The sequence below is a fragment of the Nocardioides sp. InS609-2 genome (assembly GCF_023208195.1).
Lineage (GTDB): Bacteria > Actinomycetota > Actinomycetes > Propionibacteriales > Nocardioidaceae > Nocardioides.
On record NZ_CP060034.1, the window covers coordinates 1,568,804 to 1,594,970 of the forward strand.

Annotated in this window: 29 protein-coding genes; 14 read left to right on the top strand and 15 right to left on the bottom strand. The window is 69.5% G+C overall.

Annotated features, from left to right (window positions below):
* Window positions 1-96: 96 nt before the first annotated feature.
* Window positions 97-342, bottom strand: a complete 246-nt coding sequence (locus tag H4Q84_RS08280) for a helix-turn-helix transcriptional regulator (RefSeq protein WP_248582913.1) — start codon at window positions 340-342, stop codon at window positions 97-99.
* Between H4Q84_RS08280 and H4Q84_RS08285 the strand changes: the two genes are divergently transcribed.
* Entirely contained in the window at window positions 332-649 is a 318-nt protein-coding gene (locus tag H4Q84_RS08285) for a hypothetical protein (RefSeq protein WP_248582914.1), read from the top strand. The two genes, H4Q84_RS08280 and H4Q84_RS08285, sit on opposite strands and share 11 nt — an antisense overlap.
* Window positions 650-746: 97 nt before the next feature.
* Window positions 747-1,046 carry a hypothetical protein gene (locus H4Q84_RS08290; RefSeq protein ID WP_248582915.1) on the top strand — a complete coding sequence of 100 codons (300 nt, stop codon included), beginning with the start codon at window positions 747-749 and terminating at the stop codon, window positions 1,044-1,046.
* Window positions 1,047-1,057: 11 nt separating this feature from the next.
* On the opposite strand, the gene H4Q84_RS08295 is transcribed toward H4Q84_RS08290, so the two are convergent.
* Window positions 1,058-1,693: a flavin reductase family protein gene (locus H4Q84_RS08295; protein ID WP_248582916.1), complete on the bottom strand. Its 636-nt coding sequence runs from the start codon at window positions 1,691-1,693 to the stop codon at window positions 1,058-1,060.
* A 22-nt stretch (window positions 1,694-1,715) separates the two neighbouring features.
* Complete coding sequence (locus H4Q84_RS08300) at window positions 1,716-2,885, bottom strand: acyl-CoA dehydrogenase family protein (protein WP_248582917.1); 1,170 nt, start codon at window positions 2,883-2,885, stop codon at window positions 1,716-1,718.
* Between the two features lie 52 nt (window positions 2,886-2,937).
* Between H4Q84_RS08300 and H4Q84_RS08305 the strand changes: the two genes are divergently transcribed.
* Entirely contained in the window at window positions 2,938-3,549 is a 612-nt protein-coding gene (locus H4Q84_RS08305) for a hypothetical protein (RefSeq protein WP_248582918.1), read from the top strand.
* 58 nt (window positions 3,550-3,607) lie between these two features.
* On the opposite strand, the gene H4Q84_RS08310 is transcribed toward H4Q84_RS08305, so the two are convergent.
* Complete coding sequence (locus H4Q84_RS08310) at window positions 3,608-4,531, bottom strand: DUF6801 domain-containing protein (protein WP_248582919.1); 924 nt, start codon at window positions 4,529-4,531, stop codon at window positions 3,608-3,610.
* Window positions 4,532-4,626: 95 nt separating this feature from the next.
* Between H4Q84_RS08310 and H4Q84_RS08315 the strand changes: the two genes are divergently transcribed.
* Window positions 4,627-5,043 carry a CoA-binding protein gene (locus H4Q84_RS08315; protein WP_248582920.1) on the top strand — a complete coding sequence of 139 codons (417 nt, stop codon included), beginning with the start codon at window positions 4,627-4,629 and terminating at the stop codon, window positions 5,041-5,043.
* A complete protein-coding gene (gene arfB, locus H4Q84_RS08320; protein ID WP_248582921.1) occupies window positions 5,040-5,468 on the top strand; it encodes an alternative ribosome rescue aminoacyl-tRNA hydrolase ArfB in 429 nt (142 codons plus the stop codon). Before H4Q84_RS08315 ends, arfB begins: the two co-directional genes overlap by 4 nt.
* A 124-nt stretch (window positions 5,469-5,592) precedes the next feature.
* Here the strand turns inward: arfB and purE are convergent, their stop codons facing one another.
* The 5 genes from purE to H4Q84_RS08345 all read right to left on the bottom strand — a co-directional run bounded on the left by purE (window position 5,593) and on the right by H4Q84_RS08345 (window position 9,319).
* Window positions 5,593-6,135, bottom strand: a complete 543-nt coding sequence (gene purE, locus H4Q84_RS08325) for a 5-(carboxyamino)imidazole ribonucleotide mutase (protein ID WP_248582922.1) — start codon at window positions 6,133-6,135, stop codon at window positions 5,593-5,595.
* Window positions 6,132-7,289, bottom strand: coding sequence for a 5-(carboxyamino)imidazole ribonucleotide synthase (locus tag H4Q84_RS08330; protein ID WP_282580325.1), 1,158 nt, complete (start codon window positions 7,287-7,289; stop codon window positions 6,132-6,134). The genes purE and H4Q84_RS08330 overlap by 4 nt, the downstream gene beginning before the upstream one ends.
* 133 nt (window positions 7,290-7,422) lie before the next feature.
* The gene (locus H4Q84_RS08335; protein WP_248583629.1) at window positions 7,423-7,743 is read right to left on the bottom strand and encodes a winged helix-turn-helix domain-containing protein; all 321 of its coding nucleotides are present in this window, start codon (window positions 7,741-7,743) and stop codon (window positions 7,423-7,425) included.
* Between the two features lie 84 nt (window positions 7,744-7,827).
* Window positions 7,828-8,811 (bottom strand): adenylate/guanylate cyclase domain-containing protein, encoded by a 984-nt coding sequence (locus H4Q84_RS08340; RefSeq protein ID WP_248582923.1) that lies wholly within the window; start codon window positions 8,809-8,811, stop codon window positions 7,828-7,830.
* Entirely contained in the window at window positions 8,801-9,319 is a 519-nt protein-coding gene (locus tag H4Q84_RS08345) for a PH domain-containing protein (RefSeq protein WP_248582924.1), read from the bottom strand. Before H4Q84_RS08345 ends, H4Q84_RS08340 begins: the two co-directional genes overlap by 11 nt.
* Before the next feature lie 228 nt (window positions 9,320-9,547).
* On the opposite strand from H4Q84_RS08345, the gene H4Q84_RS08350 reads away from it, so the two are divergent.
* Window positions 9,548-10,318 (top strand): hypothetical protein, encoded by a 771-nt coding sequence (locus H4Q84_RS08350; protein ID WP_248582925.1) that lies wholly within the window; start codon window positions 9,548-9,550, stop codon window positions 10,316-10,318.
* Between the two features lie 102 nt (window positions 10,319-10,420).
* On the opposite strand, the gene H4Q84_RS08355 is transcribed toward H4Q84_RS08350, so the two are convergent.
* Complete coding sequence (locus H4Q84_RS08355) at window positions 10,421-11,209, bottom strand: biotin--[acetyl-CoA-carboxylase] ligase (protein ID WP_248582926.1); 789 nt, start codon at window positions 11,207-11,209, stop codon at window positions 10,421-10,423.
* A 42-nt stretch (window positions 11,210-11,251) separates the two neighbouring features.
* Here H4Q84_RS08355 and H4Q84_RS08360 point away from each other — a divergent pair, with 42 nt between their 5' ends.
* The 7 genes from H4Q84_RS08360 to H4Q84_RS08390 all read left to right on the top strand — a co-directional run bounded on the left by H4Q84_RS08360 (window position 11,252) and on the right by H4Q84_RS08390 (window position 18,560).
* Window positions 11,252-12,850: an acyl-CoA carboxylase subunit beta gene (locus H4Q84_RS08360; protein WP_248582927.1), complete on the top strand. Its 1,599-nt coding sequence runs from the start codon at window positions 11,252-11,254 to the stop codon at window positions 12,848-12,850.
* On the top strand, window positions 12,847-13,080 hold the full coding sequence (locus H4Q84_RS08365) for an acyl-CoA carboxylase subunit epsilon (protein ID WP_248582928.1): 234 nt from the start codon (window positions 12,847-12,849) through the stop codon (window positions 13,078-13,080). The genes H4Q84_RS08360 and H4Q84_RS08365 overlap by 4 nt, the downstream gene beginning before the upstream one ends.
* Before the next feature lie 192 nt (window positions 13,081-13,272).
* The gene (locus tag H4Q84_RS08370; protein ID WP_248582929.1) at window positions 13,273-14,991 is read left to right on the top strand and encodes an alkaline phosphatase D family protein; all 1,719 of its coding nucleotides are present in this window, start codon (window positions 13,273-13,275) and stop codon (window positions 14,989-14,991) included.
* A gap of 15 nt (window positions 14,992-15,006) precedes the next feature.
* On the top strand, window positions 15,007-15,612 hold the full coding sequence (locus tag H4Q84_RS08375; protein ID WP_248583630.1) for a Maf family protein: 606 nt from the start codon (window positions 15,007-15,009) through the stop codon (window positions 15,610-15,612).
* Window positions 15,613-15,622: 10 nt separating this feature from the next.
* On the top strand, window positions 15,623-17,305 hold the full coding sequence (locus tag H4Q84_RS08380) for a DUF885 domain-containing protein (RefSeq protein ID WP_248582930.1): 1,683 nt from the start codon (window positions 15,623-15,625) through the stop codon (window positions 17,303-17,305).
* A 191-nt stretch (window positions 17,306-17,496) separates the two neighbouring features.
* Window positions 17,497-18,105, top strand: a complete 609-nt coding sequence (locus H4Q84_RS08385) for a CDP-alcohol phosphatidyltransferase family protein (RefSeq protein WP_248582931.1) — start codon at window positions 17,497-17,499, stop codon at window positions 18,103-18,105.
* Window positions 18,102-18,560, top strand: coding sequence for a VTT domain-containing protein (locus tag H4Q84_RS08390; protein ID WP_248582932.1), 459 nt, complete (start codon window positions 18,102-18,104; stop codon window positions 18,558-18,560). Before H4Q84_RS08385 ends, H4Q84_RS08390 begins: the two co-directional genes overlap by 4 nt.
* Here H4Q84_RS08390 and H4Q84_RS08395 read toward each other — a convergent pair.
* Both H4Q84_RS08395 and H4Q84_RS08400 read right to left on the bottom strand, forming a co-directional pair.
* On the bottom strand, window positions 18,537-19,001 hold the full coding sequence (locus tag H4Q84_RS08395; RefSeq protein WP_248582933.1) for a GtrA family protein: 465 nt from the start codon (window positions 18,999-19,001) through the stop codon (window positions 18,537-18,539). The two genes, H4Q84_RS08390 and H4Q84_RS08395, sit on opposite strands and share 24 nt — an antisense overlap.
* A 25-nt stretch (window positions 19,002-19,026) precedes the next feature.
* Complete coding sequence (locus H4Q84_RS08400) at window positions 19,027-20,223, bottom strand: acyl-CoA dehydrogenase family protein (RefSeq protein ID WP_248582934.1); 1,197 nt, start codon at window positions 20,221-20,223, stop codon at window positions 19,027-19,029.
* Between the two features lie 92 nt (window positions 20,224-20,315).
* On the opposite strand from H4Q84_RS08400, the gene H4Q84_RS08405 reads away from it, so the two are divergent.
* Window positions 20,316-22,088: a biotin carboxylase N-terminal domain-containing protein gene (locus tag H4Q84_RS08405; protein WP_248582935.1), complete on the top strand. Its 1,773-nt coding sequence runs from the start codon at window positions 20,316-20,318 to the stop codon at window positions 22,086-22,088.
* Window positions 22,089-22,204: 116 nt separating this feature from the next.
* Here H4Q84_RS08405 and H4Q84_RS08410 read toward each other — a convergent pair whose 3' ends face one another.
* The 3 genes from H4Q84_RS08410 to H4Q84_RS08420 form a co-directional block, all read right to left on the bottom strand.
* A complete protein-coding gene (locus H4Q84_RS08410) occupies window positions 22,205-23,497 on the bottom strand; it encodes a calcium-binding protein (RefSeq protein ID WP_248582936.1) in 1,293 nt (430 codons plus the stop codon).
* 77 nt (window positions 23,498-23,574) lie between these two features.
* On the bottom strand, window positions 23,575-24,723 hold the full coding sequence (locus H4Q84_RS08415) for an FAD-dependent oxidoreductase (RefSeq protein ID WP_248582937.1): 1,149 nt from the start codon (window positions 24,721-24,723) through the stop codon (window positions 23,575-23,577).
* Between the two features lie 10 nt (window positions 24,724-24,733).
* A complete protein-coding gene (locus tag H4Q84_RS08420; RefSeq protein ID WP_248582938.1) occupies window positions 24,734-25,987 on the bottom strand; it encodes a SpoIID/LytB domain-containing protein in 1,254 nt (417 codons plus the stop codon).
* Window positions 25,988-26,167 lie beyond the last annotated feature (180 nt).

Here is a 26,167-nt window from a genome sequence, read left to right on the forward strand (position 1 = left end):
GGGCTCGTGGCTCCTGCACCGCCACGAGCGCTGGGCCCGACTCTGCCGCCCCGGCCGCGGCCGGGGCAACACCCGTTCGGACGAGCCCGCCGAAGCTCATCGCCCGCCGGACTCCAGCCACGCGAGCACCGCCAGCGTGCGGCGGTTGTCGTCGGACGACAGCTCGAGCGCGAGCTTGTTCAGGATCGACGCGATGTGCTTCTCGACGACCCCGGGCGTGATGAAGAGCTGACGGGCGATGCCCGCGTTGCTGCGCCCTTCCGCCATCAGCGCCGGCACCTCACGCTCACGATCGGTCAGGTCACGGACCCGGTCACGTTGCCGACGATGCGTGAAGAGCACCGAGACGACCTCGGGCCTTCGACTGTTGCGTCATCCGACGCCGGCCATGCGTGCCGGGCTGCGGCAGGCGGATGCCGTCTGCCGCTGGGCGCCCAGCGGGCGGGTCGACCTGTTGGTCACCCAATACGACGAGCAGGCGGTCGCCGCCAACACCGGCGCGTGCGCGCGCCGACTCCGGGCACGCGGCGCAACCGTGCAGGTGCGCGACCTCGGCAGCCCGATGGTCTTCGGCTCTCCGCACATCGGCACCAATGTCGCCGGCACTGTGGACGCCGTACGCCGCCTGGTCGCTGCGGGCGAGCGGTAGTCGCAGCGTTTCCCTCGAGGGGAATCACTCAAGTCCGCCGCCTGGTCGGCCGATGAAACGGGTGTAGCCACGACCCCCGGAAGCGGAAGGAAGAGCGATGGACATCCGCATCAAGAACAACCTGTCGTTCCATCCTCACCACCCGTGGAGCTCGCGCTCGGTCGATCTCGACGGACACCTCTCGGACGGGCGCCAGGTGGATCTGTCCACCGTCGACGACACCGCCCACTGCGTCACGGGTGAGCTGCGCTTCCTGGCGACGGATGCGTGGCTGCACGGCAACGTCCTGGTCCTCGACGAAGCGGGTGCCCCGCCACGAGTCATCGTGCCGATCCCGCAGATCACTGCCGCCGTCGTCGGCGAGGCCCTGCGGCGCTGGCTGTTCGCGGCGGCCTGAGCAGGCTGCGCTCACGACTCCCGGCTGGGCGCCACGTCCTCAGTCCGTCTGGGTCGATCGAGGGCGAACACCTCGGGCGGCAGGCCCCACTCGTTGCGGCCGAGGCGCGACAGCGGCTGAAGGTGCTCCATGGCTGGATGGTCACCGTCGAGGGCGTCCTCCTGCACCGTGAACGCGACCACGTCGAGGAAGACCACCGTCGAGTCACCGAGCTCGACGGTCGAGTGCAGGGTGCACTCCAGCGATGCGGGCGACGCGGCCACCCGCGGCACGGACACCCGGACGCTCGCCTCCATCTCGATGCCCAGCCAGTCGGCCTCGTCCACCGTGGCGTCGAAGGGGGCGCTGGTCGCGTTGACCACGTCGGCCAGCGAGCGCGAGACCACGTTGACGACGGCCTCACCCGTCTGCTGGATGTTGCGCAGGGTGTCCTTCTTCCCGACCGAGGTGAACTGCACGATCGGCGGATGAGCGCACGCCACGGTGAAGAACGAGTGGGGTGCGAGATTGAGTACGCCGTCGGCCGAGCGCGTTGCGATCCAGGCGATCGGCCGAGGCACGACCAGCGAGTTGAGCAGCGGGTACGGGTCGAGGTCCGGGTCGTCGGCCGCGAACACGCGGCGAAACCCGGCGGCGGAGGACGTCATGCACCGATCCTGCCCGGTCGCCCTACAGCTCGGACTGCACCCCGGCCAGCAGCTGGCGCGCGATCACGATGCGTTGCACCTGGTTGGTGCCTTCGTAGATCTGGGTGATCTTGGCGTCGCGCATCATCCGCTCGACGGGGTAGTCGCGGGTGTAACCGTAGCCACCGAGCACCTGCACGGCGTCGACGGTGACCTGCATGGCCACGTCGGATGCGAAGCACTTGGCGGCGGCGCCGAAGAACGTCAGGTCCTTGTCGCCGCGCTCGGAGCGTCCCGCCGCGGCGTACGTCATCTGGCGGGCTGCTTCGACCTTCATGCCCATGTCCGCGAGCATGAACTGCAGTCCCTGGAAGTCGGCGATCGGCTTGCCGAACTGCTTGCGCTCCCTGGCGTACTCCAGCGCGTAGTCGAGGGCACCCTGAGCGACACCGACGGCCTGGGCGGCGATGGTGACGCGGGTGTGGTCGAGGGTCCTCATCGCGGTCTCGAAGCCCGTGCCCTCGGCGCCGATGATGCGGTCGGCGGGGATGCGGACCTTGTCGAAGTAGACCTCGCGGGTGGGCGAGCCCTTGATGCCCAGCTTCTTCTCCGGCGCCCCGAAGGACACGCCTTCGTCGGACTTCTCGACGACGAACGCGGAGATGCCGTGGCCGCGCTTCTCGGCGTCGGTGACGGCCATGACGGTGTAGAACTCGCTCACGCCGGCGTTGGTGATCCACCTCTTCACGCCGTCGATCACCCACTCGTCGCCGTCGCGCACGGCCCGGGTCTTCATGCCCACCGCGTCGGAGCCTGCGTCGGGCTCGGAGAGGCAGTAGGAGAAGCCGCCCTCGCCCGCGGCAAGCTTGGTGAGGTACTTCTGCTTGAGCTGCTCCGAGCCGCTGATCATCACCGGCAGCGACCCGAGCTTGTTGACCGCGGGGATGAGCGACGACGCGACGCACGCACGCGCGACCTCCTCGATCACCAGGACGGTCGCGAGCGCGTCGGCCCCGGCGCCGCCGTACTGCTCGGGCACGTGCGGCGCGTGAAAGTCGGCGGCGAGCAACGCGTCCGCAGCCTCCTGCGGGTAGCGCGCCTCCTCGTCGACGACGGCGGCGTACGGCGCGACCTTGGCGTCGCAGACCGCGCGCACCGCCTCGCGGATCGCCTGGTGCTCCTCGGACAGGGCAAAGAGGGGGTACTCGCTCACGGGCCCAACTCTACTTCCGGGTAACCGGACCACCGCGCCCTAGGGTCGAAGGATGAACACCCGCGTCTTCGACGGCTCGATCGCCGGTCTCGGCACCACCTCGGGACTCCGGCTGGTGGTGGGCAGCTGGACCACCAGCTCGTTAGGGCCGTTCGCCGACGTGATGATCGAGACGGCTGCCGGGCATCGCATCCTCCTCGCGCCCACGGAGCGGGTCGCCGCGTTCGTGGCCGGCACCTACGTGTTCGACGAGATGCGCATCGAGCCGGTGGAGGTGACCGCCGGCCCCGTCTGGCAGGTCCGCACTCCCAGTCTCGACGTCACGTTCGCCGTCGGTCGCCCGCACCCGGTGTCACGTGCGCTGCGGCTCGTGCCGGGCGTCGTACGGGATCGGGAGACGTGGGCGCGGCTGTGCAACCCGTTCGCGCGGGTGCTGATGCCCGGCGTACGCACCCACGGGTCGGCCGGCACCGACAGGGTCGAGTGGTACGCCGCCCGCCGGGTGCAGCACATCGACTCACTGGCCGGCACGTTCGAGGACCAGCCACTGGGCGACCTGGCGCCGCTGAGGCCGGCCGTGCGCTTCGGCTTCTCCAGCGCCCCGGCGACCCCGTCACTGACACGGGTGCGGTCGTTCGTGCGGGAGGCTCGCGACGGGTCGTGACGCACGAACGCCCGGCCGGTGCCGAAGCACCGACCGGGCGAACGAGTGACTGAGTGGGTCAGCCGACCTTGATCTTGACCTTCTTCGAGGTGGAGACCTCGGTGTAGCCGTCGCCCAGGTAGGAGACGGTCACCTTCGTGACGCCGACAGGCAGCGTCTTCTTGAGCTTGACGCTGACCTTGCCGTTGCTGTTCAGCGTGCCCTTGCCGAGCACCTTCTTGCCCTTGAGCACCTTGACAGTGCCGCTGGGGATCTCGTTGTCAGCGGCGACCGCGACCTTGAGCTTGGCCAACTTGCCGACCGGGGTGACCTTCTTGGCGGTCTTGCCGGTGGTGGCGGACTCGTTCTTGGCCAGGGTGAGGCTGGCGATGGTGTTCTTGGCGCCGGCAGTCAGCGCGCAGGCGATGCCACCGGCCTGGGTGCCGTCCTGCTTGATGGCGGTCAACGAGAACGACGCCGGAGCGTTGATCGCGTAACTGCCGGCGTCAGGCATGTTGAACGCGGCGGTGCTGGCCGACTTGGCCGTGCCACCGGCGGCCGGGGTGACGACCTTCAGGCTGCCGTCGCCGGTGTTGGCGGCGGGGATCGCAGCAGGCACGGTGACGACGTTCTCGAGGAGTACGTCGGCCGACGAGGTCGTCGAGCCGGTCTCGACAACGGTGGCCTTCATGTCGGTCGAGGTGGCACTGACGGTGGTGTAGCCAAGGTTGCGGAGCAGGTCGACAACCGGCTTGTTCAGGGTGGCCGTCAGGCTCAGGGGCAGCGCCGGGGCGTCGAGGCCGGCCGGAGCGGTGGGCGGCAGCAGCGGCGCGTCGATCTTCACGACGACCGGCTGGGCGCCGACGATCGGGAAGGTGCACGTGTAGCTGGTGTCCAGGGTCGCAGCGTTGGCCGCGGGAGCGGCCATGGCGACGAGGGCGCCGGCGCCGAGCGCGGTGGCGGCGACGGTGGCAGCGAGCCGCCGGGACGTGGTGTGAAGCATCAGATATTTCCCTCCGTTGAAGATTTCAGGCCCCACCTAACCACATGCGACTCACCAGTACCACTAGCCACATGGTCCGCGTTACCGTTCGGTACATGACGACCCCCTGGCAGGACCCCACGTCCGTCCGGCTCATGCTCGACGACCTGGAGACCTGGGCAGTCGTGGGGCTGTCCGGCGATACCAGCCGGACGGCGTACCCCATCGCGGCGCTGCTGCAGCAGCGCGGCAAGCGCATCGTCCCGATTCACCCCGATGCCCCCACGGTGCTGGGCGAGCAGGGCTTCGCCACGCTCGCCGACGTGCCGTTCCCGATCGACGTGGTCGACGTGTTCCGCCGCTCGGACGCGGCCGGCGAGTTCGCCGACCAGGCGGTTGCGGTCGGGGCGAAGGCGGTGTGGTTCCAGCTCGGCGTGATCGACGAGCCGGCGTTCGAGCGCACCGTCGCGGCCGGCGTACCGATGGTCATGGACACCTGCCCGGCCATCGAGTGGGCCAAGCCGGCAAGGTGAGGGAGCTGAGGGTCGAGAGCGGACCGGGGATCCCCAGTGGCGTGGTGATCCCCGCCGACGAGCTGGTCGAGCGGTTCTCGCGGTCACCGGGTCCGGGCGGTCAGTCGGTCAACACCACCGACTCACGGGTCGAGCTGGTCTGGGATCCCGCGACGTCGTTGGCGCTCGACGAGGCGCAACGAGCCCGCGCCGCCTCGCAGGTCAGCGGTCCGCTCGCCGTCGTCGCACATGAGCACCGCTCGCAGCATCGCAACCGGGTGGCCGCGAGGGAGCGGATGGCGGAGCGCATTCGCGCTCTGCTCGCTCCGCCACCGCTCCCCCGGGTCCCGACCAAACCGACCCGCGGCTCCAAGCGCCGCCGCGCCGACGCCAAGAGGCGCCGGTCCGACGTGAAGCGCCTGCGCGGCCGGGTCACCCCCGACTGACGTCACGATCTCCGTCCCGTACGACGCAGGCCGGCCTCGTCGGCGAGGACAGCCTCTCGCCCAACCCTGAGCACGAGCGCGCTCTGTGCCTGGCCGGGGAACACTGCAGAAATGAGACGCAGCCTCAGAATCCGAGCTTGCGAGCCCCGCGCCCCGACTCCCGGCGCACGACGGCACCCTTCGCCCGGGCAGTCTCGGCGAGCGAGGCTTCGTAGTCGACCAGCTGTTGCTGCAGCGCGTCGTCGGAGGTGGCCAGGATCCTCGCCGCGAGGATGCCCGCGTTCTTGGCATTGCCGATGGCCACGGTCGCTACCGGGATGCCGGCCGGCATCTGCACGATGGACATCAGTGAGTCCATGCCGTCGAGGTACTTCAGCGGCACGGGCACGCCGATCACCGGCAGCGGCGTGACCGAGGCGAGCATCCCCGGGAGCGCGGCTGCCCCACCGGCGCCGGCGATGATCACCGACAGGCCACGGCCGGCTGCCGCCTTGCCGTAGTCGAGCATCTCCTGGGGCATCCGGTGCGCGGACTGCACGTCCGCCTCCCAGGTGACACCGAACTCGTCCAGGATCTCGGCAGCGGCCTGCATCACCGGCCAGTCGGAGTCCGAACCCATCACGATGCCGACTCTCACTCGCTGATCGAGCTTGTCGAGATCACTCATTCGCTCTCATCTCCCAGATCTCCGCGGAACCATGCGGCAGCATGCCGCGCCCGCACCAGACAGTCGTCGAGGTCGTCGCCGTAGGCGTTGACGTGGCCGACCTTGCGACCGGGCCGCAGGGCCTTGCCGTACAGGTGCACCCGCAGGAACGGGTCGCGGGCCATGGCGTGCGGGAAGCCGTCGTACAGGCGTCCGGTGTCGTCGGGCCCACCGAGGATGTTGACCATCACGGTCCAGCGTTCGCGCGGCGCGGGAGAGCCGAGGGGCAGGTCCATCACCGCGCGCAGGTGGTTCTCGAACTGCGAGGTGACCGCGCCGTCCTGGGTCCAGTGGCCGGTGTTGTGCGGCCGCATGGCCAGCTCGTTGACGAGCACCCGGCCGTCCGTGGTCTCGAAGAGCTCGACCGCCAGGATGCCCGTCACGTCGAGCTCGCCTGCGATCTTCAGCGCGATCCCCTGCGCCTGCCCGGCCAGCTCCGGCGACAGGTCGGGGGCGGGCGCGATGACCTCGTGGCAGATCCCCTCGAGCTGGGTCGAGGCGACGATCGGGTACGCCGCGGCCTGGCCGCTCGGCGAGCGTGCGACGAGCGCCGACAGCTCGCGCCGGAAGTCCACGAGCTCCTCCGCGAGCAGGCCGACACCCGCTGCGGCAGCCGCCTCGAAGGCGACGTCGGCCTCGGCCGCAGCGCGGACGACCCACACACCCTTGCCGTCGTAGCCACCACGGGTGGTCTTGAGCACGCACGGGAAGCCGAACTCCTCGACCTCGGCCACGGTCGTCACCACCGCGTTGCGCGGGCAGGGCACGCCGAGCTCGGCCAGCCTGGCGCGCATGACGGCCTTGTCCTGGGCATGCACGAGGGCCTCGGGGCCGGGCCGCACCGCCAGGTCGGCCTCGAGCGCGTGGAGGTGCTCGGTCGGCACGTGCTCGTGGTCGAACGTGACGACGGCGCAGCCCGCCGTGACCGCACGCAGGGTGTCGAGGTCGCGGTAGTCGCCCACCACGTGGTCGGGGATCACCTGGGCCGCGGAGACGTCGGGCCCTTCGGCGAGCAGACGCAGCGGCAGACCGAGCGCGATGGCCGGCTGCGCCATCATCCGCGCCAGCTGCCCACCACCGATGACGGCCAGGGTCGGAGCAAGGGGCTGCGGCACGCGGGAAGCCTAGGCCACCGACCGGGGCTGCCTCGGTTCGCCCTGTAGCGCGGAGTTATGGACGCTGAACAAGGCGCCTGCGGGGCACTCAGAGTCAAGAACACCGCGCACAGCACCGCTGGCCGCCTGACCTTCAGTTCGCTGCGGCCACCTCGACCGGCGCAGCCACCTCGAACCGCAGGCCACGGCCGCGATGGGTGGTGATCAGAGTGGGGTTGCGGGTGTCGTCACCGAGCTTGCGGCGTACCCACCCCAGATGGACGTCGATCGTCTTCGACGACGTGTAGAACCGGGTCTGCCAGACCCGGTCCATCAGCTCGTCGCGGGTCACGACCTCACCCGCGCGGACGATCAGTGCCAGCACCAGGTCGAACTCCTTGCGCGACAGCCGGACCTCCTCGGCGCCGCGCCAACAGCGCCGATCCTCGGGGTCGACTCGCACGTCCTGGACCATGATCACGAGCCAACGTTAGGAATGAGCGGGGCTCGCCACGCCGGAAACGCCCGCACCCGTAGCCGGTGGTCCAGACCAGCGACCTCAGTGACGACGTACGGCGACGGGCTCGACGAGGCCGAATCCGCGCACCGGACGGGCCGGCAGCCGGCGCGTGTCGAACACGTCCGGCGGCAGCAGGTCGGCGGTCGCCTGGTCGATGATCACCCGGTTGCGGCGGGCCACGGCGGTGAGCCGGGCGGCCATGTTGACCGGCGGCCCGAACACGTCGCCCATCCGCATGACGACCGATCCGGTGGCCAGGCCGAGGCGTACGTCGGGCATCCGGGTGTCGCGGCCGATGACGTTGATGATGCCCTCGGCGATCGCGACGCCGCGCTCGGCGTCGTCGCAGACGAAGAGCACCGAGTCGCCGATGCTCTTGATCACCCGCCCACCCTGCGCCGCGACCACGTCGGCGCAGCGACTCTCGAAGACCTCGACGAGGTCACCGATCCGGTTGGCCTCGATCTCGTTGCTGAGCTGGGTGAAGGCGACGATGTCGGCGAAGCCCGCCGTCACCTGGGTCGTGTGGAGGTCCTCCTCGTTGGCGCCGAGCGCCTCCATCCGCGACACGGCGGCGGCGAGGTGGCGGCGCCAGGCGAAGACCAGCAGGCTCTCGAACGGCTCGATGACCTGGTCGACCAGCCGGATCGCCGACGTCACGCGGCTGCCGGACTCCTCGTCGGAACGGGCCAGCTCCTCGACCCGGTTGACCAGCGTCGCGACCTCCCAGTCGGCGAGCCGGGCCATCGTCTGGCCCACTGCCCGGGTCAGGTTGACGGCCATGTCGAAGTCGACGGCGCCGGAGTCGACGATCGAGATCACGGTGGACACCGCGTCGACGTCGGACTGCGTGAACGCCACCTCGGCGACGTGCTCGGGGAAGCCGAGCGCCCGCCAAAGTCGGCGGGTCTGGTCGATCGTCACACCCGTCTCGGACGCCACCTCGACGGCGTTGAAGACCCGCCCCTCACCGAGGATCGCGCGTTCGAGGCGCTCGCTGGGCGAGGACTCCTCAGGTGCCATCGTCGGATCGCACCGGGTCTCCACCCGCGAGTCGGTGGAGCTCCTGGGCGACCTGGAGCTGCACCTGCTCGACCCGAGGGATGTCATCGAGCTCGACCCGACCATTGGTGCTGGCGTCGGAGACGATCAGGGTGCCGCAGCCGAAGATCCGGTCGATCACGCCGATGTCGAAGTCGACGCCGCTGATGCGGTTGAGCGGGATCGTGCGGCCCTCCTTGGCGATCAGCCCGGAGCGCTTGATGAAGCGGCGGTTGGTGAATGTGTACGTCGTCGTCAGCCAGTCGACGAACGGCCGCACCACGAACCAGACCATGCCGAGCGCGGCCACGATCCAGACCACCAGGTGGAAGATGCCGGCCGCGTCGCTGTCGCCGATCCGGCCGAGCAGCAGCGCGACCACGAGGATCACGACCAACAGCAGGAACGGGCCGATCAGGGCCTTGGGGTGGGTGCGTGTCGAGACGACTACATGCTCGCCGTCGTTGAGCAACTTGGTCGGGTATGCCACGAAGCGATCATGTCATCCGTCCAGCCTCGCGGACAGGTTCCCGCGTGGAGGAACGGCCGCCAAGTCGGTTGGTAACGCCTGAGCGTCTGCGTGCATGTGCAGGTGACGCGCGGAATCCCGGGCGTTGCGCTGCGAACTGGCCATGGAATGGACCAATCCGATCGTCTCGCGGTGACGAACCACACACACAGCGTCTTAGTGACGACCCAGCGAAGGGAACCCAATCTTATGCGTCTGAACACGCCTCGAATTCTCAAGGGCAAGAGGCCCTCCCCTGCCCTGATCATCTCCAGCCTGGCCCTCGTCGTCGCCACCGGCGGCACGTCGTACGCCGCAGTGATGATCACCGGCCAGGACATCAAGAACGGCACGGTGACCTCCAAGGACATCCGCAACAACACCGTCAAGAGCAAGGACGTCAAGAACAACAGCCTCAAGAGCAAGGACGTCAAGAACAACAGCCTCACTACCGAGGACGTCAGGGACAAGTCGCTCCTGGCCGACGACTTCCGCGACGGCGAGCTGCCCGGTCGCTGGGCGCTCATCAACGCCGCCGGCCAGATCGAGGCACAGTCGGGCGGGTTCACCGTGACCGCTGCATACCCGACGCTGGGCAACACCGCGGTCGCCCCGGCGCCCGACAACTCACTGCGCGCCAACGGCAATGTCTACATCAACGCCAACGAGCCGCTCAGCAACAACGGCATCGTCGCCACGATCGCCCTTCAGAACACCATCGACCAAGACGGTGGCGGCATGGGCGGCCGGACAGCCGGCGCGGACGCCAACGCGGAGTTCTCCGGTGAGATCGCAGTCAGCCAGTGCGGTCTCCCCGGCACCGCCTGCGCCCCTCCGGGCACCGCCACGCCGAACCACTTCGTGGTCAGCCCGCGGCTGAGCGACGGTCAGGCCACCGGTCTGAACGGCGCCAACAACCGCAAGCGGTTCTACGTCGTCCTCACCGGCGACTCGTCGGACTACGTGGCTCCGGCCGCCTGATTCGACGATTTCAGCTGCACGACCGCGGCGGCAAGGTTCCAGACAGGGGTCTGGTGCCTTGCCGCCGCCGATTTCGCACTTGGAACTCAGTGCGCAGTCGGGTCAGCTGGTGGCGCGCACGTGGATGACGTCACCAGCCCCGACCGTGAGCGCTCCGTCGGCCGAGCTCACCACGAGGGCTCCGTTGGCGTCGATGCCGATCGCCTCGCCGCGGCGTACGTCGCCTCCGGGAAGGTGTACGTCGACCTCGCGACCGATCGTCGAGCAGGCGTCGAGGTACGCCGCGCGCAGCGCAGCGGGCGTGTCGAGCAGCGGCATCAACCCGTGCAGCGAGCCGAGGACGTGGACCAGCAGGTCGGTCCGGTCGAAGCTCTCGCCCAGCTCGAGGGCCAGTGACGTGGCCAGCGCGACGGGCAGGTCGTCGATCGTCTGGTTGACGTTGATGCCGATCCCGATGACGGCGACCGGACCGTCGGGTGTCTCGATCCGCTCGACCAGGATGCCGGCGATCTTGTGTTCCTCGACCATCACGTCGTTGGGCCACTTGAGCGAGATCTCGGGCACCCGGTCGGCGAGCGCAGCCTGGACGGCGTACCCGGTGAGCAGCGGTAGCCAGGTCCACTCCGTTGCCGGGATGTCGGGACGCAGCAGCACCGAGAAGGTCAGTGCCACGCCGCGCGGCGTCTCCCACACGCGGTCGAGACGGCCTCGACCCGCGGTCTGGTGCTCGGTGGTGACGACCAGGCCAGCCTCCTCGCCGGCACGGGCGCGTTCGGCGACCACCGCGTTGGTCGACGGCGTCGTGTCGACGACCTCGACGCGCCACGGTCCGGCCAGTGCGGCGAGGCGGTCGGGGTCCAGGGGCGGGCGAGGTGCGAGGGGCTCACTCATGGGCACTAGATTGGCTTACGGACATCCGAGGAGGCCACACCGGTGAGTGCAGACGCAACCCAGCCCGACGCCCAGCCCGATATTCACACCACGGCCGGCAAGCTCGCCGACCTGGAGCTCCGCCTCGACGAGGCCGTGCACGCGGCTTCCGCGAAGGCCGTCGAGAAGCAGCACGCGAAGGGTCGCGGCACCGCCCGCGAGCGCATCGCACTGCTGTTCGACGAGGGCTCGTTCGTCGAGCTCGACGAGCTCGCGCGGCACCGCTCCACCAACTTCGGCCTGGAGAAGAACCGGCCCTACGGCGACGGCGTCATCACCGGCTACGGCACGGTCGACGGCCGCCAGGTGTGCGTGTTCTCGCAGGACTTCACGATCTTCGGCGGGTCCCTCGGCCAGGTATACGGCGAGAAGATCTGCAAGGTCATGGACCTTGCGGTCAAGACCGGCTCCCCGATCATCGGCATCAACGAGGGCGCCGGCGCGCGAATCCAGGAGGGTGTCGTCTCGCTGGGCCTCTACGGTGAGATCTTCAAGCGCAACGTGCACGCCTCGGGAGTCATCCCGCAGATCAGCATGATCATGGGCTCCTGCGCCGGCGGGCACGTCTACTCCCCCGCCGTCACCGACTTCACGATCATGGTCGACGGCACCTCCAACATGTTCATCACCGGACCCGACGTCATCAAGACCGTCACCGGCGAGGACGTCACGATGGAGGAGCTCGGCGGCGCGCGCACGCACAACACCAAGTCGGGCAACGCCCACTACATGGGCTCCGACGAGCAGGACGCCATCGACTACGTCAAGGCGCTGCTGTCGTACCTTCCGCAGAACAACCTCGACGAGCCGCCGACGTACGACAGTCCGGCCGACACGGACTTCTCCGACCTCGACCGCACGCTCGACACGCTGATCCCCGACTCGCCCAACCAGCCCTACGACATGCACGAGGTCATCACGGCGGTCGTGGACGACGAGGAGTTCCTCGAGGTCCAGGCGATGTTCGCACCCAACATCATCGTCGGCTACGGCCGCGTCGAGGGCCGCTCGGTCGGCGTCGTCGCCAACCAGCCGATGCAGTTCGCCGGCACCCTCGACATCGACGCGTCCGAGAAGGCCGCCCGCTTCGTGCGCACCTGTGACGCCTTCAACATCCCGGTGCTGACGTTCGTCGACGTGCCCGGCTTCCTGCCCGGCACCGACCAGGAGTGGAACGGCATCATCCGTCGCGGCGCGAAGCTCATCTACGCCTACGCCGAGGCGACGGTGCCGCTCGTCACGATCATCACCCGCAAGGCCTACGGCGGCGCCTACGACGTGATGGGGTCCAAGCACCTCGGTGCCGATCTCAACCTCGCCTGGCCCACCGCACAGATCGCCGTGATGGGTGCGCAGGGCGCGGTCAACATCCTCTACCGCAACGAGCTCAAGAACGCCGAGGACCCCGAGGCCCGTCGCGCCGAGCTGGTGCAGGAGTACGACGACCACCTGGCCAACCCCTACCAGGCGGCCGAGCGGGGCTACGTCGACGCCGTCATCACCCCGCACGAGACGCGGGTCGAGGTCGTCCGAGCGCTGCGACTCCTCCGCTCGAAACGGGAGACGCTGCCGGCCAAGAAGCACGGGAACATCCCGCTGTGAGCGAGTCCGACGAGGAGTCGGCCGAGCAGCCGAAGTCGGTGCTAAGCATCGTCAACGCCGATGCGACGCCCGAGGAGATCGCCGCGCTCGTCGCGGTGTTCTCCGCTCTGCCGGCCTCGGCCTCGGCTCCGGCCGAGCCGGTGTCGGAGTGGGCCTCCCACCACCGCAAGGTGCGTCGTACTCTCCCGCACGGTCCGGGTGGCTGGCGCTCCAGCGCGCTGCCGCACTGACCGGGGGTGCGGCGGGGGCCGTGACACGACGGCGACACGACGTGGCAGAGCGGTCGTCAGGCCGCGCTCCGACCCCAACTTGGTGTAGCTCTCGTGCAGCGACGGTCAGGGCTCAGGTCGCTCGTTCAGCAAACTGACGAGTCGGGACACCTTGCCGTTCCCTGATTTCACCGCGGATGTGAGGGTGGGCGCATGAGCGCACTCCTCCTCGGTCCACTGCTGCGCTACGTCGACGAGGAGAGCGCGTCGGTGTGGGTGAAGACGGCGTCCGCCGCCATGGTGGCGGTGCGGGCCGGCAAGCATCGGGCCTCTGCCCGCACCTTCCGCGTCCACGACCACCACTACGCCCTGGTCGAGCTGGCAGGGCTACCGTCCGGAACGCACCTCGACTACGAGGTGATGGTGGACGACGAGCTCGTGTGGCCGACCTCTGACTCGTCGTACCCGCCGTCACGGATCGTCACGCTCGACCACTCAAAGCCACTGCGCATGGCCTTCGGCTCATGCCGTACGTCGGTCGCACACGACGCCGAAGGCAACGAGACACACGGTGTCGACGCGCTGCGGGCCTATGCGCTCCGGATGGCCGGCATGACCGACAGCAGCGCCGAGCACGACCCAGATCCGGACGACGAGGTGCGCTGGCCCGACCTTGTGCTGTTCCTCGGCGATCAGGTGTACGCCGACGAGACCACCGCCGAGATGCGGGCGTTCATCGAGTCGCGGCGCGACATCGAGGAGCCGCCGTGGACCGAGCTCAAGGACTACGAGGAGTACACCCAGCTCTACGAGCTCGCCTGGACCGACCCCGCCAATCGCTGGCTGCTCTCGACCGTGCCGACCGCCATGATCTTCGACGACCACGACATCCGAGACGACTGGAACACCTCCCAGGCCTGGAAGGATGAGATGGAAGCCACCGAGTGGTGGCACGGCCGGATCGTGGCCGGCCTAGCGTCGTACTGGGTCTACCAGCACCTCGGCAACCTCTCGCCCGCCGAACGCAAGGCGGACGAGATCTGGCAGCAGATCACTAGCCACGACGGCGAGGGTGAGTACGACGCATCGGCGCTTCTCGACGCGATGGTCGAAAAGGCTGACCAGGAGCCGGAGACCTACCGCTGGAGCCACTCCCGAGACTTCGGTGACCAGGCCAGGCTGATCGTCCTCGACTCTCGCGCTGCGCGTGTCCTCGATCCGGAACAGCGCTCCATCCTCGACGACAACGAGCTGGCCTGGCTCGACGAACGCATGCGCGGCGACGTCGACCACCTCTTGATCGGTACGTCGCTCCCGTTCCTGCTTGCGCCAGGGCTGCACTATGTCGAGGCGTTCAGCGAAGCGCTGGCCGGCGGAGCGTGGGGTCGCCGCGGCGCCGCGCTGGGCGAGAAGCTGCGCACGACCGTCGACCTCGAGCACTGGGCCGCATTCCAGGAGGGCTTCCAGACGGTCGCCGCAATGGCACTGGAGGTGGCGCGCGGCATCCGCGGCCGCGCCCCGGCCACCGTGACGTTCCTGTCGGGCGACGTCCACCACAGCTACGTGTCGGAAGCCCGCATCACCCGACGGGCCGGACGCGGCCAGCCACCACTGAAGAGCCGCGTCGTGCAGGCCGTCTGCTCCCCGATCCGAAACCCGCTGCCACGGCGGATGCGCTTCGCCACGGCTGCCCTGTCGTACGGCGTCGCGGGCCCGCTGGGCCACGTCGTCGCGCGGTCAGCCAAGGTGCCCAAGGCTCCGGTGCGCTGGCGGCTCCTGAACGGTCCGTGGTTCGACAACAACCTCGCGACGCTCGAGGTCACACCCGGCGGGCTGCACCTGTGGTGGGCACGTGGCGAGGTGCACGACGGGGCCCACGATCGCCCGTCCTTCGTCGAGGTCGCGACGCTCGACATCGACGACCGCCGATAGGGTCGCCGCGTGTCCGTGCCGTTCGTCCTCGCCTCCGCCTCCCCCGCCCGCCTCGCGACGTTGCGCAGCGCCGGCCTCGAACCACACGTCGTCGTCAGCGGCGTCGACGAGTCGCAGCTGGTCGACCTGCCGCCGGTCGAGCTCGCGCTTCAGCTGGCCGAGCTGAAGTGCGCGACCGTCGCCGAGCGCGACGACGTGCCCGACCAGGCGTTGGTGCTGGGCTGCGACTCGGTTCTCGAGCTCGACGGAGCAGCCCTCGGCAAGCCCCACGACGCCGACGATGCGACGCGTCGCTGGCAGGCCATGCGCGGGCGGTCGGGGGTGCTGCACACCGGACACTGCCTCCGCGACACGGGCTCAGGCGCGGTCGCCGCGGCCACCGCGTCGACGACGGTGCACTTCGCCGACGTGACCGACGACGAGATCGCGGCGTACGTCGCCACCGGCGAGCCCCTCCACGTCGCCGGCGCCTTCACAGTCGACGGTCTCGGGGGTGGTTTCGTCACCCGCATCGACGGCGACCACCACAATGTCGTCGGCGTCAGCCTGCCCCTGCTGCGCGACCTGGTGCGTGAGCTCGGCCACGAATGGACCTCGCTGTGGGTGGCCCCGGCTGGTTAGGGTCGGTGGCGTGACCAACGAACGCACCGTCGACGCCATCTGCAACGCCTACGTCGAGGACTACTGCGCCCTCGACCCGTTGACAGCCACCTTCATCGGCGTCGCCGGCTACGACGACCAGCTGCCAGACCTCTCGCCCGCCGGCAACGACGCCCGCGAGGCACTCACCGACAGGGCTTACGCCGACATGGCGGCCGCGAGTCCAGTCGACGAGCGCGAGGCCGTCGCCCGCGATGCCTTCCTCGAGCGGCTCGGCCTCGAGCGAGAGATGACGGCGGCCGGCTACGCCCGCTCGGAGTTCAACGTCATCAGCAGCGGCCTGCACGGCGTCCGCTCGGTCTTCGACCTGATGGCCACCGACACCGCCGACGACTGGGCCACCCTCGACCGGCGACTGGCCGCCATACCCCGGGCTATCGAGGGTTACCGAGTCACCCTCGCCGAGGAGGCGGCCAAGGGCAACGTGGTCGCCACCCGCCAGTACGTCGAGGTGGCCGAGCAGGTGCGCCGCTGGAGCGGCCAGGAGGGCGAGTCGGGCGACTTCTTCGTCGGCCTGGTCGCGCGCAGTGACATGGACGGCGAGCTGCGCTCCTCCCTCGAGCAACACGCCGCCGGGGCCTCGCGCTCGTTCGCCGACTTCGGCCTGTTCCTCGAGGACGAGATGGCGCCGCGCGGGCGCGAGAACGAGGCGGTCGGCCGGGAGCACTACGAGCTGGCCTCCCGCTACTTCCTGGGTGCCGCCGTCGACCTCGACGAGACCTACGCGTGGGGCTGGGCGGAGTTGAAGCGGCTCGCCGACGACATGGCGGCGACGGCTGAGCGCATCGTGCCGGGCGCATCCGTGTCAGAGGCCGTCGCAGCGCTGGACGCGGATCCCACGCGCACCGTCGAGGGGCGCGAGGACTTCCGTGCGTGGATGCAGGAGCTCGCCGACCGCACCATCGACGAGCTGGCCGACAGCTACTTCGACATCCCCGACCCGATCCGCCGTATCGAGTGCCGCCTCGCGCCCACCAACGACGGCGGCATCTACTACACCGGCCCGTCGGAGGACTTCAGCCGTCCGGGACGCATGTGGTGGTCGGTGCCCGACGGCATCGAGACCTTCTCCCCCTGGCGAGAGGTGACCACCGTCTTCCACGAGGGCGTGCCCGGCCATCACCTCCAGATCGGTCAGACGGCGTACCGCAAGGAATCCCTCAACCGCTGGCAGCGGCTGATGTGCTGGGTCAGCGGCCACGGCGAGGGCTGGGCGCTGTACGCCGAGCGGCTGATGGACGACCTCGGGCACCTCGCCGACCCCGCCGACCGGCTCGGCATGCTCGAAGCCCAGTCGTTCCGGGCCGCCCGTGTCATCGTCGACATCGGCATGCACCTCGAGCTGGAGATCCCCCGCGACAACCCCTTCGGTTTCCACCCGGGCGAGACATGGACTCCGGCTCTCGGTCGGGAGTTCATCGGCCAGCACTGCTCGATGGAGGACGCCGTCATCGACTTCGAGGTGAAGCGCTACCTCGGCTGGCCGGGCCAGGCGCCGTCGTACAAGGTGGGCGAGCGGATCTGGCTGGAGGCGCGCGACGAGGCAAGAGCACGGGCGGGCGACACCTTCGACCTCAAGGCGTTCCACCGGGCCGCGCTGGACCTCGGCTCGATCGGTCTCGACCCGCTGAAGGCGGCGCTGGCGCGCCTCTGACGGGCAAGGGTCGTGGGCGTGTCGTGAGGTTCGTGGGGTTTGCACGGCCCTCGAAGTTCACGGTCCCCCGCCTAGGCGGGGGACCATCGACGAGTCACCTCACGGCTCGACGGCCATCACCCGACACGGCGCCTCCATCAGCAGCCGGGTGGCGACACTGTCGAGCACCGGTCGCCCGCTAGCCTTTCCCCATGGGGGCCATCAGGGAGACCGCTGCCGATCCGGCCGCCGAGCGGTTGTGGACGTCGGCCACCGTCATCACCTTCGTACGCACGGCGATCGCGGTCTCGCTCGCCGCGTGGGCGGCGTACGACGGTGACAAGACCCTGCTGGTCATCGCACTGGTCGTCTATTGGGTCGGCGACATGCTCGACGGCTTCGTGGCGCGGCTGCGCGACGAGGAGACCCGCATCGGCGCGGTGATGGACATTTTCAGCGACCGGTTCTGTGCCGGCGCGTTCTACATCGGGCTGGCCTGGCTCGAGCCGCACCTCTCGCCGGCGATCTTCGTCTACCTGGCGGAGTTCATGGTCATCGACTGCTTCATCTCGATCGCCTTCCTGGCCTGGCCGATCCGCAGCCCCAACTACTTCTACGAGATCGACCGCCGCATCTGGCTCTGGAACTGGTCGAAGCCCGGCAAGGCCACCAACTCCGCGCTCTTCGCCGTGCTCCTGCTGGTGACCGGCTGGATGTGGCTCGGGCTCGCCATCGCCACCGCCCTGCTCGTGCTCAAGTGCGTGTCTCTCGGCTGGCTGATGAAGCTCAAGCTGCCGGTGCCGGAGCGAGTCGTCTCGTGAAGCTGCTGATCGGGACGTTCTTCTTCTCTTTCGGCTCGGCCCTCATCCCGATCCTCAACGCCGAGGCCTACGTCGCGGTCGCGGCCAACACCTACCCGGCGATCCTGATCGCCTCCGTCGCCGCCGTCGGTCAGATGGTCGGCAAGACGCTGTGGTACTACGCGGGCGCCAACGCCGAGAAGCTCCCGTGGATCCACGCCAGGATGGACAAGCCCAAGTCGCGCGCCAGCATGGAGAAGTGGCAGGAGCGCACCCAGGGCCGGCCGTGGTTCACCGCTGCGCTGCTCTTCGCCTCAGCCTGGGCGGGCATCCCGCCGTACGCCGTGATGGCCGCGCTGGCCGGCGTGCTGCGGGTGAACTTCCTGGTCTTCCTGCTCACCGGCCTGGTCGGCCGGTTCCTGCGGTTCTGGATCGTCGCCGCGGCGGCGACGTCACTGTTCGATCTGCTGCGCTGACACGAGTGCCGGCTCCGATCGGAAGACGTACCTGCGGAAGAGCCAGAAGCGCGCGGCGAACCCCAGCCCCAGGCCGATGACATTGGCCGAGACGTTGTCGGCGACGGCGTTCTCGATGCCGAGTCCGTCTCGGGTCAGCCAGAGCAGCACGACCGGGATCGCCATCGTGACGACGTTGATCAGGACGTACGCCGACCGGCCGCCGTCGGCATGCACCGGCGGGCGGTGCCGGAAGGCCCACGAGCGGGTGCCGCGGTAGCTGACCAGCATGCCGATGGTGTTGGCGAGGATGTAGGCGCCGATGGCGTGGTCGGCCATGGGCGCGTCGAGGGCGCCCCAGCCGTGCAGCAGGTAGTTGAAGATCACGAACGCCACGAGGGTGGCGGCCATGCCCACGGTGATGAATCTGCTGACCTCGCCCAGCAGTCGGCGTGCATCCATGAGGTGAAGGCTAGCGGGGTGGCCGCTACTCCACGGGGAGGCCGAGGCCTCGAGCGATGAGCATCCGCTGGACCTCGGAGGTGCCCTCGCCGATCTCGAGCACCTTGGCGTCGCGGTAGAACCGCGCGACGGGGTACTCCTCCATGAAGCCGTAGCCACCGAAGACCTGGGTCGCGATGCGGGTGGCGGTGACGGCCGACTCGGTGGCGTAGAGCTTGGCGACCGCGGCCGCCTGCTTGAAGTCCTTGGTGGAGACCGCGTTGCCGGCCTCCATCTGGTCCTTCATGTCGGCGGCCTTGTAGGTCAGCAGGCGCGAGGCGTCGAGCATCACCTGGAGGTCGGAGATCTGGAACGCGACGCCCTGCTTGCGGCCGATCGGGCCACCGAACGTCTGCCGCTCGCCTGCGTACTGCAGCGACAGGTCGAGGCAGGCCTGGATGCAACCGACCGCCAGTGCGGCGATCGCGACGCGGCCGTCGTCGAGGGTGGCGAGGAACTGCGCGTAGCCGCGGCCCCGGTCACCAAGCAGGTTGGCCTCGGGCACGCGGACGTCCTCGAAGCTCAGCGGGTGGGTGTCGGAGGCGTGCCAGCCGAGCTTGTCGTAGGCCTTCTCGGCGGTGAAGCCGGGCGTGCCGCCGGGCACGATGATCGTGCTGAGCTCGGGCCGGCCGCCGTCGCGCTCGCCGGTGCGCGCGGTGACGGTGACCAGGCTGGTGATCTCGGAGCCGGAGTTGGTGATGAACTGCTTGGCGCCGTTGACGACCCACTCGCCGTCGGTCAGCACGGCCTTGGTGCGGGTCGCGCCTGCGTCGGAGCCGGCACCCGGCTCGGTGAGGCCGAAGCCCGCGAGCTTGTCGCCACTGACCAGCTCGGGCAGCCACGTCTGCTTCTGCTCGTCGGTGCCGTAGGTCAGGATCGGGTTGATGCCCAGGCCGACCGCCGCCTCGAGCGTGATGCCCATCGACTGGTCGACGCGACCGATCTCCTCGATGGCCAGGCAGAGGCTGGTGAAGCCGCCGTCCTCACCAGCCAGGCCGGCGCCGCCGTACTCCTCGGGAGCGGTGAGGCCCATCAGGCCCAGCGCACCCATCTTCTTCACGACGTCGATCGGGAAGTGGTGGTCACGGTCCCACTGCGCGGCGTACGGCGCGATCTCGGCCTCCGCGAACTCGCGGACGCTGCGGCGGAACATCTCGTGCTCGGGCGACAACTCGTAGGCCATGCTCCAATGTTAGCCGGACAGGTTAGCGATCGCTAACCTTCGGGCCCGGACCTTCGGCCGGCGTCGGCCGCGCGGGCGATATGGTCGGCTCCGTGCCTGACATCAAGCCGCTGCAGAAGGTCCTCATCGCCAACCGTGGCGAGATCGCCGTTCGCGTGATCCGCGCCTGCAAGGACGCCGGCATCGGCTCCGTGGCGGTCTACGCCGATCCCGACCGGGACGCACAGTTCGTGCGCCTGGCCGACGAGGCCTACTCGCTGGGCGGCGCGACGCCGGCGGACTCCTACCTCGACATCGAGAAGATCATCAAGGTCGCCGCCGACTCTGGTGCTGATTCGGTGCACCCCGGCTACGGCTTCCTCGCCGAGAACGCCGCGTTCGCCCAGGCCGTCCTCGACGCCGGGCTCGTCTGGATCGGCCCGCCGCCCGCCGCGATCGAGAACCTCGGCGACAAGGTCAAGGCACGCCACATCGCCGAGCGCGTCGGCGCCCCCCTGGCCCCGGGCACCAAGGACCCGCTCGCCAACGCCGAGGAGGCCGTCGCCTTCGCCAAGGAGAACGGTCTCCCGATCGCGATCAAGGCCGCCTTCGGTGGCGGTGGCCGCGGACTCAAGGTCGCGCGGGAGATGTCCGAGGTCGCCGAGGCGTTCGAGTCCGCGGTCCGCGAGGCCGTGAGCGCGTTCGGCCGCGGCGAGTGCTTCGTGGAGAAGTTCCTCGACAAGCCACGCCACGTCGAGACCCAGTGCCTGGCCGACCAGCACGGCAACGTCGTGGTCGTCTCGACCCGCGACTGCTCGCTCCAGCGCCGCCACCAGAAGCTCGTCGAGGAGGCGCCCGCGCCGTACCTCACCGACGAGCAGACCACCTTGCTCTACGAGTCGTCCAAGGCGATCCTGCGTGAGGCGGAGTACGTCGGCGCCGGCACCTGCGAGTTCCTGATCGGCCAGGACGGCACCATCTCCTTCCTGGAGGTCAACACCCGGCTCCAGGTCGAGCACTGTGTCTCCGAGGAGGTCACCGGCATCGACCTCGTGCGGGAGATGTTCCGCATCGCCGCCGGCGAGGAGCTCGGGTACGACGACCCCGTGGTGCGCGGCCACTCCATCGAGTTCCGGATCAACGCCGAGGACGGCGGCCGCAACTTCATGCCCGCCCCCGGCACCCTCTCGGCCTGGAGCCCGCCGGGCGGCCCGGGCGTCCGCCTCGACGGCGGCTACGAGAACGGCGAGACCATCCCGGGCTCGTTCGACTCGCTGATCGCCAAGCTCATCGTGACCGGGCGCGACCGCACCCAGGCGCTGGAGCGCTCTCGCCGGGCGCTCGACGAGTTCGTCGTCGACGGCATGCCCACCGTCATCCCGTTCCACCGCGCGGTCGTCTCCGACCCGGCGTACGTCGGTGACGGCGAGAAGTTCCGCGTCTACACCACCTGGATCGAGACCGACTTCGACAACCAGATCGCGCCGTACGCCGGTGACTCGGCCGAGGCCGACGAGCCAGCCGAGCGCCAGAAGGTCACCGTCGAGGTCGGCGGTCGCCGCCTCGAGGTCGTCATCCCCGGTGGGCTCGGCGGCCTGGCCGCCGGTGGGAGCGCGGGCGCAAAGAAGCCCAAGCGCAGTGCCGGCAAGAAGGCCGGCGCCGCCGCGTCCGGCGACTCCGTCACCAGTCCGATGCAGGGCACCATCGTCAAGGTCGCCGTCACCGACGGCCAGGAGGTCGCCGAGGGCGACGTCGTGGTCGTCATGGAGGCCATGAAGATGGAGCAGCCCATCAAGGCCCACAAGGCCGGCACCGTCACCGGTCTCCAGGCCGAGGTCGGCGCGACGGTCACCCAGGGCGCGGTCATCTGCGAGCTCAAGGACTGATTTCCGTTCCCGTTCGGAATCCCCGGCCGACCGGGGATTCCTGAACTTGTCGGCGCGTGCACGCCACGTCAAGTTCAGGGAAACCCCGCCCAGTCTCCCGAGATCGGGCGGGCCGGCTACTCGCAGAGGCGCGGGTACTCCGCGGCCGAGCAGGAGTCGGTGCCGCCCATCCCCCAGCTGGTGTCCTTGCCCTTGCCGCCGTCGAGCTTGTCGTTGAAGAAGCTGCCGTAGGCCCAGTCGCTGCCGCCGTTCATCTTGGCGTCGAGCGCGCCACCGCGGGCAACCCCGACGAGCTCGCCGGAGTTGGTGCCGTTGAAGTCGACCGAGACGTAGTCGTTGACGATCACCTGCTCGATGCCGCTGACCTTGGCCGACCCGCCGACACCGGAGTCGATGACCCCGCTCGCGAGGTTGACGCGGATGCCCGGCCGGCTGCCGGGGTCGCCGAAGGTCGTGGTGAGGGTGAGGATGTCGACACCCGAGGCGCCGTCGATCTTGGCGCCGCCGCCGCGGACCACGCTGACGAACAGGGCGTCGTTGCCGCCGCCGGCGCTGACGTTGGCCGGCTCGGGCGACCGGGCGTAGATCGAGTCGACCTCGGGGCCACCCGAGAGGCTGTCCTGGCCCTTGAAGCTGTAGAGGTAGTCGACTCCCTCGCCGCCCGACAGCGTGTCGTTGTCGTCGCCGCCTGGCACGGGCCCTTCGGCCCACAGCACGTCGTTGCCGCCGAGGCCATTGATGGTGTCGCCACCGCCACCGCCCTCGAGGTAGTCGTCGCGCGGAGAGCCGTTGATCGTGTCGGCGAACTGCGAGCCGATGATGCCGACCGGGCCGGCCGTCGCGACGGTGTCGGTGCCGTCGCCCACTGCCGTGCCGCTGGCGCCCGCGGCACTGAGGTTGACCGTCACCGGCACCGAGGACGTGGCGTAGGTGACCCGGTCGGGGATGGTCTCGTCGCGGCTGTTCCGCGCGTCGGCGACCGGGTCGATGAGGTCGTTGCCGGGGCCTGGGTCGATCAGGTCGCCGACCTTGTGGTCGCCACGGCCGTCGATCCAGAACGCGTCGGCACCGGCATAGACGGTGTCGTCACCGGCTCCGGCCAGGATCGTGTCGGCACCGGGGCCGCCGCAGATCACGTCGTTGCCGTCGAGTGCGTCGATGGTGTCGTCGCCGTTGCCCGACGAGATGACGTCAGGCCCAGGGGTGCCGGTGAGCTTGTCGGGGCCCTCGGTGCCGACGATCGTGGCCGCCGCGGCCCCGCAGCTCTCTGCGGCGCGGGCGAGCTTGAACCCGGCCTGTGCGGTCGACGTGGACAGTCCTTGGCCCGTGGAGAGCTCCGCCGTTCCCGGCGCACCCCACAAAGTCGTGATCGTCACGGCCCCGGCCAGGAGAATGAATCGCTTCTTCATGGCACCCCCTTCGCGACGACCCACCGTACGTGACAGAAGTAAAGAACACGGACAGGTGGGGTGCCCGCGCGTTTCGGTCAGCCGGTGAAAGGCTTCCCGACGGCGGCGCGGATCACGTCGGAGGAGTCCCAGTCGTTGACCTGCATCGCGGCCGAGACGATGCCGTCGTGCAGCCAGTAGGCCTGGAACACGCGGCCCGGAACATCACCCCGGGTGACGACCTCGTCGCCGCGGCCGGCGCGGCCGACGTACTCCATGCCGAGGTCGTACTGGTCGGTGAAGAAGTACGGCGCCCGGTCGTAGGTCTCGGACCCGCCGGCCAGGTTGTGGGCGGCCACCTTGGCCTGCTCGATGGCGTTGTCCCAGTGCTCGACGCGCAGCCGGCCCAGCACCGGGTGGTCGTGCGATGCCAGGTCGCCGACGGCCCAGATGTGCTCGTCGCTGGTGCGCAGGGTGGCGTCGACCAGCACGCCGTTGTCGACGTCGAGCCCGGCCTCCTCGGCGAGCGTGGAGTCAGGCACCACGCCGATGCCGACGACCAGCAGGTCGCCCTCGACGTCACCGCCGTCGGTGTGTACGACGACCGATTCGCCCACCCGGTCGAAGCCGGTGATCGTCGCGCCGAGGCGAAGGTCGACGTCGTGCTCGCGGTGCAGGTCGGCGAAGACGGCGGCGATCTCGTCGCCCAGCACGCCTTGCAGGGGCAGGTCGGCCATCTCGATGACGGTCACCTCCGCACCGGCGTTGCGGGCGGCCGACGTCACCTCGAGGCCGATCCAGCCACCGCCGATGACGATGACCCGGGTGCCGGAGTTGAGGCGTGACTTCAGCTGCGCGCTGTCGTCGATCGTGCGGAGGTAGACCGCACCGGCCGCGTCGGCATCCGGCAGGTGTCGCGGTTGTGCCCCGGTGGCGAGCAGCAATGCGTCGTACGACGTGGTCGCGCCGCTGTCGGTGGTGATGGTGCGGGCCTCGCGGTCGACGGCAACGACGCGCTCGCCGGTGTGGAGGTCGACGTCGTTGTCGGCGTACCACTGGCGGTCGTGGCAGTAGACGGACGCGGGCTCCTTGTCGCCCATCAGCACGGCCTTGGACAGTGGCGGCCGTTCGTACGGCTCGTGTGGCTCCGCCGCAAACACTGCGACCTCACCCTCGAAGCCGGTGTCACGCAGTTCCGTTGCTGCGGTGGCTGCTGCGAGCCCTCCGCCGACGATGACGATGCGCATGACGGCGACGTTACTCCGCGCGGGCCGCCACAGGTGCTGTCACCGCGGTGAAGGTGAACCACGTCGAGCGCAGCCCCAGCACCGAGCGCACGGTGTCGCCGGACACGGTGACCGTGCCCTGGTCGCCGACGATGGTGAGGTCGGCGACGCGGCCGCCCCACTCGCCGTTGCCGTCGCGGGTGTCGACCACGAGCTGGGTGAGGTTGCCGATCTTCGGCCACTTCGCCTCGAAGGTGGCGTCGGTCAGCTCCTTGGTCCAGGCATGGACCGGGTTGCCGGCCCAGCCGTCGTAGGGGTCCTCGCGGGCGGCGAGGTAAGGCACGGAACCTGCCGCGGTCCACCCGCCGCTGCTGGAGGCGAACTGCGCGAACGCCGGCTCCCCCGCGACTGTCAGCGCCTGCCCGGCGGTCGCCGCCACGGCCTCGTCGGACAAGGGGTTCTCGGCCGAGCGGCCGCCGTAGACCTGGCAGGAGGTGGTGTCGCAGACCTGGTAGTGGCCGGCCCGCGGGTGTGCTCGTTCGTACGACGCGTAGGTGCGCGCGGCGACGGCCTGGGCGCGCACCGCCTCGGGGCTCCACGACGCCGGGATCTCGAGCGGCACCACGCCGCGCACGTAGCGGTCGAGGCCGAGGATGTTGACGGTGTCGCGGGCAACGCTGCCCGGCGAGGGCGCCGCGGCGCGAAGCTTGCCGCGGTAGGCGACGGTGCGGGACGGCGTGACCAGCGCGATCGGGGCACCCTTGGCGAAGAACTCGCCGTCGCCCGCGAACGCCATCAGCTGCTGCCAGCCTCCTGTGCCGGCGCGGTGCGAGACGACCGTCTTGTTGGCCTTGTTGGCGATCAGCCGCCACTGGGTGGCGCCGTTGGCGGGCAGCAGCCACTTCTCCTGCGTCGAGGTGTTGCGGACGCTGAGTCCCTTGCGGGTGAGGACCACGACGTCGTCGGTCGTGTCACCGCTGACCAGCACCTTGATCGGGCCGGAGGCCGTGCCCCACTCGGTGCCCGCGTAGTAGAAGCCGATGATGTCGCGGTAGCCGAGCCCGGTGCGAGCGGCGCCCTCGGCGCCGTACTGCGACATGCCGTGGCCGTGGCCGTAGCCGTGACCGGAGACCGTGATCGACGCCGTCGGTGGCACGGCGAAGATCTCGTTGACGGCGATGCTCTGGGCAACCGAGGGCGAGTGCAGCAAGAACCCGAGCTGCAGCGTCAGCGCCGCGGTGGCGGCCATGAGCAGCTTGCGAGTGGGGGGTCGAACCGGGCTCATCGGCGCTCTTCCTGGGTCTGATGTGACGACTGTGGCTCGATGGGACCACGTGCGTCACAGGCGTCACAACGGAATGTCGACAATTACAGTCGTGTAATTCGTGTTCGATCGGCACGCGCCTGACCGGAGTACGGACCGGTAACCGGGAATACGGGTGCGGCCGTCCCGGCTCGATAGCCT

Excerpts from the sequence above, each read along its gene's own strand:
- H4Q84_RS08370 (WP_248582929.1), top strand. The coding sequence starts at position 13,273 with ATGAGCGCACTCCTCCTCGGTCCACTGCTGCGCTACGTCGACGAGGAG.
- H4Q84_RS08395 (WP_248582933.1), bottom strand. The coding sequence starts at position 19,001 with ATGGATGCACGCCGACTGCTGGGCGAGGTCAGCAGATTCATCACCGTG.
- H4Q84_RS08385 (WP_248582931.1), top strand. The coding sequence starts at position 17,497 with ATGGGGGCCATCAGGGAGACCGCTGCCGATCCGGCCGCCGAGCGGTTG.
- H4Q84_RS08400 (WP_248582934.1), bottom strand. The coding sequence starts at position 20,223 with ATGGCCTACGAGTTGTCGCCCGAGCACGAGATGTTCCGCCGCAGCGTC.
- H4Q84_RS08295 (WP_248582916.1), bottom strand. The coding sequence starts at position 1,693 with ATGACGTCCTCCGCCGCCGGGTTTCGCCGCGTGTTCGCGGCCGACGAC.
- H4Q84_RS08350 (WP_248582925.1), top strand. The coding sequence starts at position 9,548 with ATGCGTCTGAACACGCCTCGAATTCTCAAGGGCAAGAGGCCCTCCCCT.
- H4Q84_RS08310 (WP_248582919.1), bottom strand. The coding sequence starts at position 4,531 with ATGCTTCACACCACGTCCCGGCGGCTCGCTGCCACCGTCGCCGCCACC.
- H4Q84_RS08415 (WP_248582937.1), bottom strand. The coding sequence starts at position 24,723 with ATGCGCATCGTCATCGTCGGCGGAGGGCTCGCAGCAGCCACCGCAGCA.
- H4Q84_RS08410 (WP_248582936.1), bottom strand. The coding sequence starts at position 23,497 with ATGAAGAAGCGATTCATTCTCCTGGCCGGGGCCGTGACGATCACGACT.
- H4Q84_RS08290 (WP_248582915.1), top strand. The coding sequence starts at position 747 with ATGGACATCCGCATCAAGAACAACCTGTCGTTCCATCCTCACCACCCG.
- H4Q84_RS08340 (WP_248582923.1), bottom strand. The coding sequence starts at position 8,811 with ATGGCACCTGAGGAGTCCTCGCCCAGCGAGCGCCTCGAACGCGCGATC.
- purE (WP_248582922.1), bottom strand. The coding sequence starts at position 6,135 with ATGAGTGATCTCGACAAGCTCGATCAGCGAGTGAGAGTCGGCATCGTG.
- H4Q84_RS08420 (WP_248582938.1), bottom strand. The coding sequence starts at position 25,987 with ATGAGCCCGGTTCGACCCCCCACTCGCAAGCTGCTCATGGCCGCCACC.
- H4Q84_RS08315 (WP_248582920.1), top strand. The coding sequence starts at position 4,627 with ATGACGACCCCCTGGCAGGACCCCACGTCCGTCCGGCTCATGCTCGAC.
- H4Q84_RS08305 (WP_248582918.1), top strand. The coding sequence starts at position 2,938 with ATGAACACCCGCGTCTTCGACGGCTCGATCGCCGGTCTCGGCACCACC.
- H4Q84_RS08355 (WP_248582926.1), bottom strand. The coding sequence starts at position 11,209 with ATGAGTGAGCCCCTCGCACCTCGCCCGCCCCTGGACCCCGACCGCCTC.
- H4Q84_RS08335 (WP_248583629.1), bottom strand. The coding sequence starts at position 7,743 with ATGGTCCAGGACGTGCGAGTCGACCCCGAGGATCGGCGCTGTTGGCGC.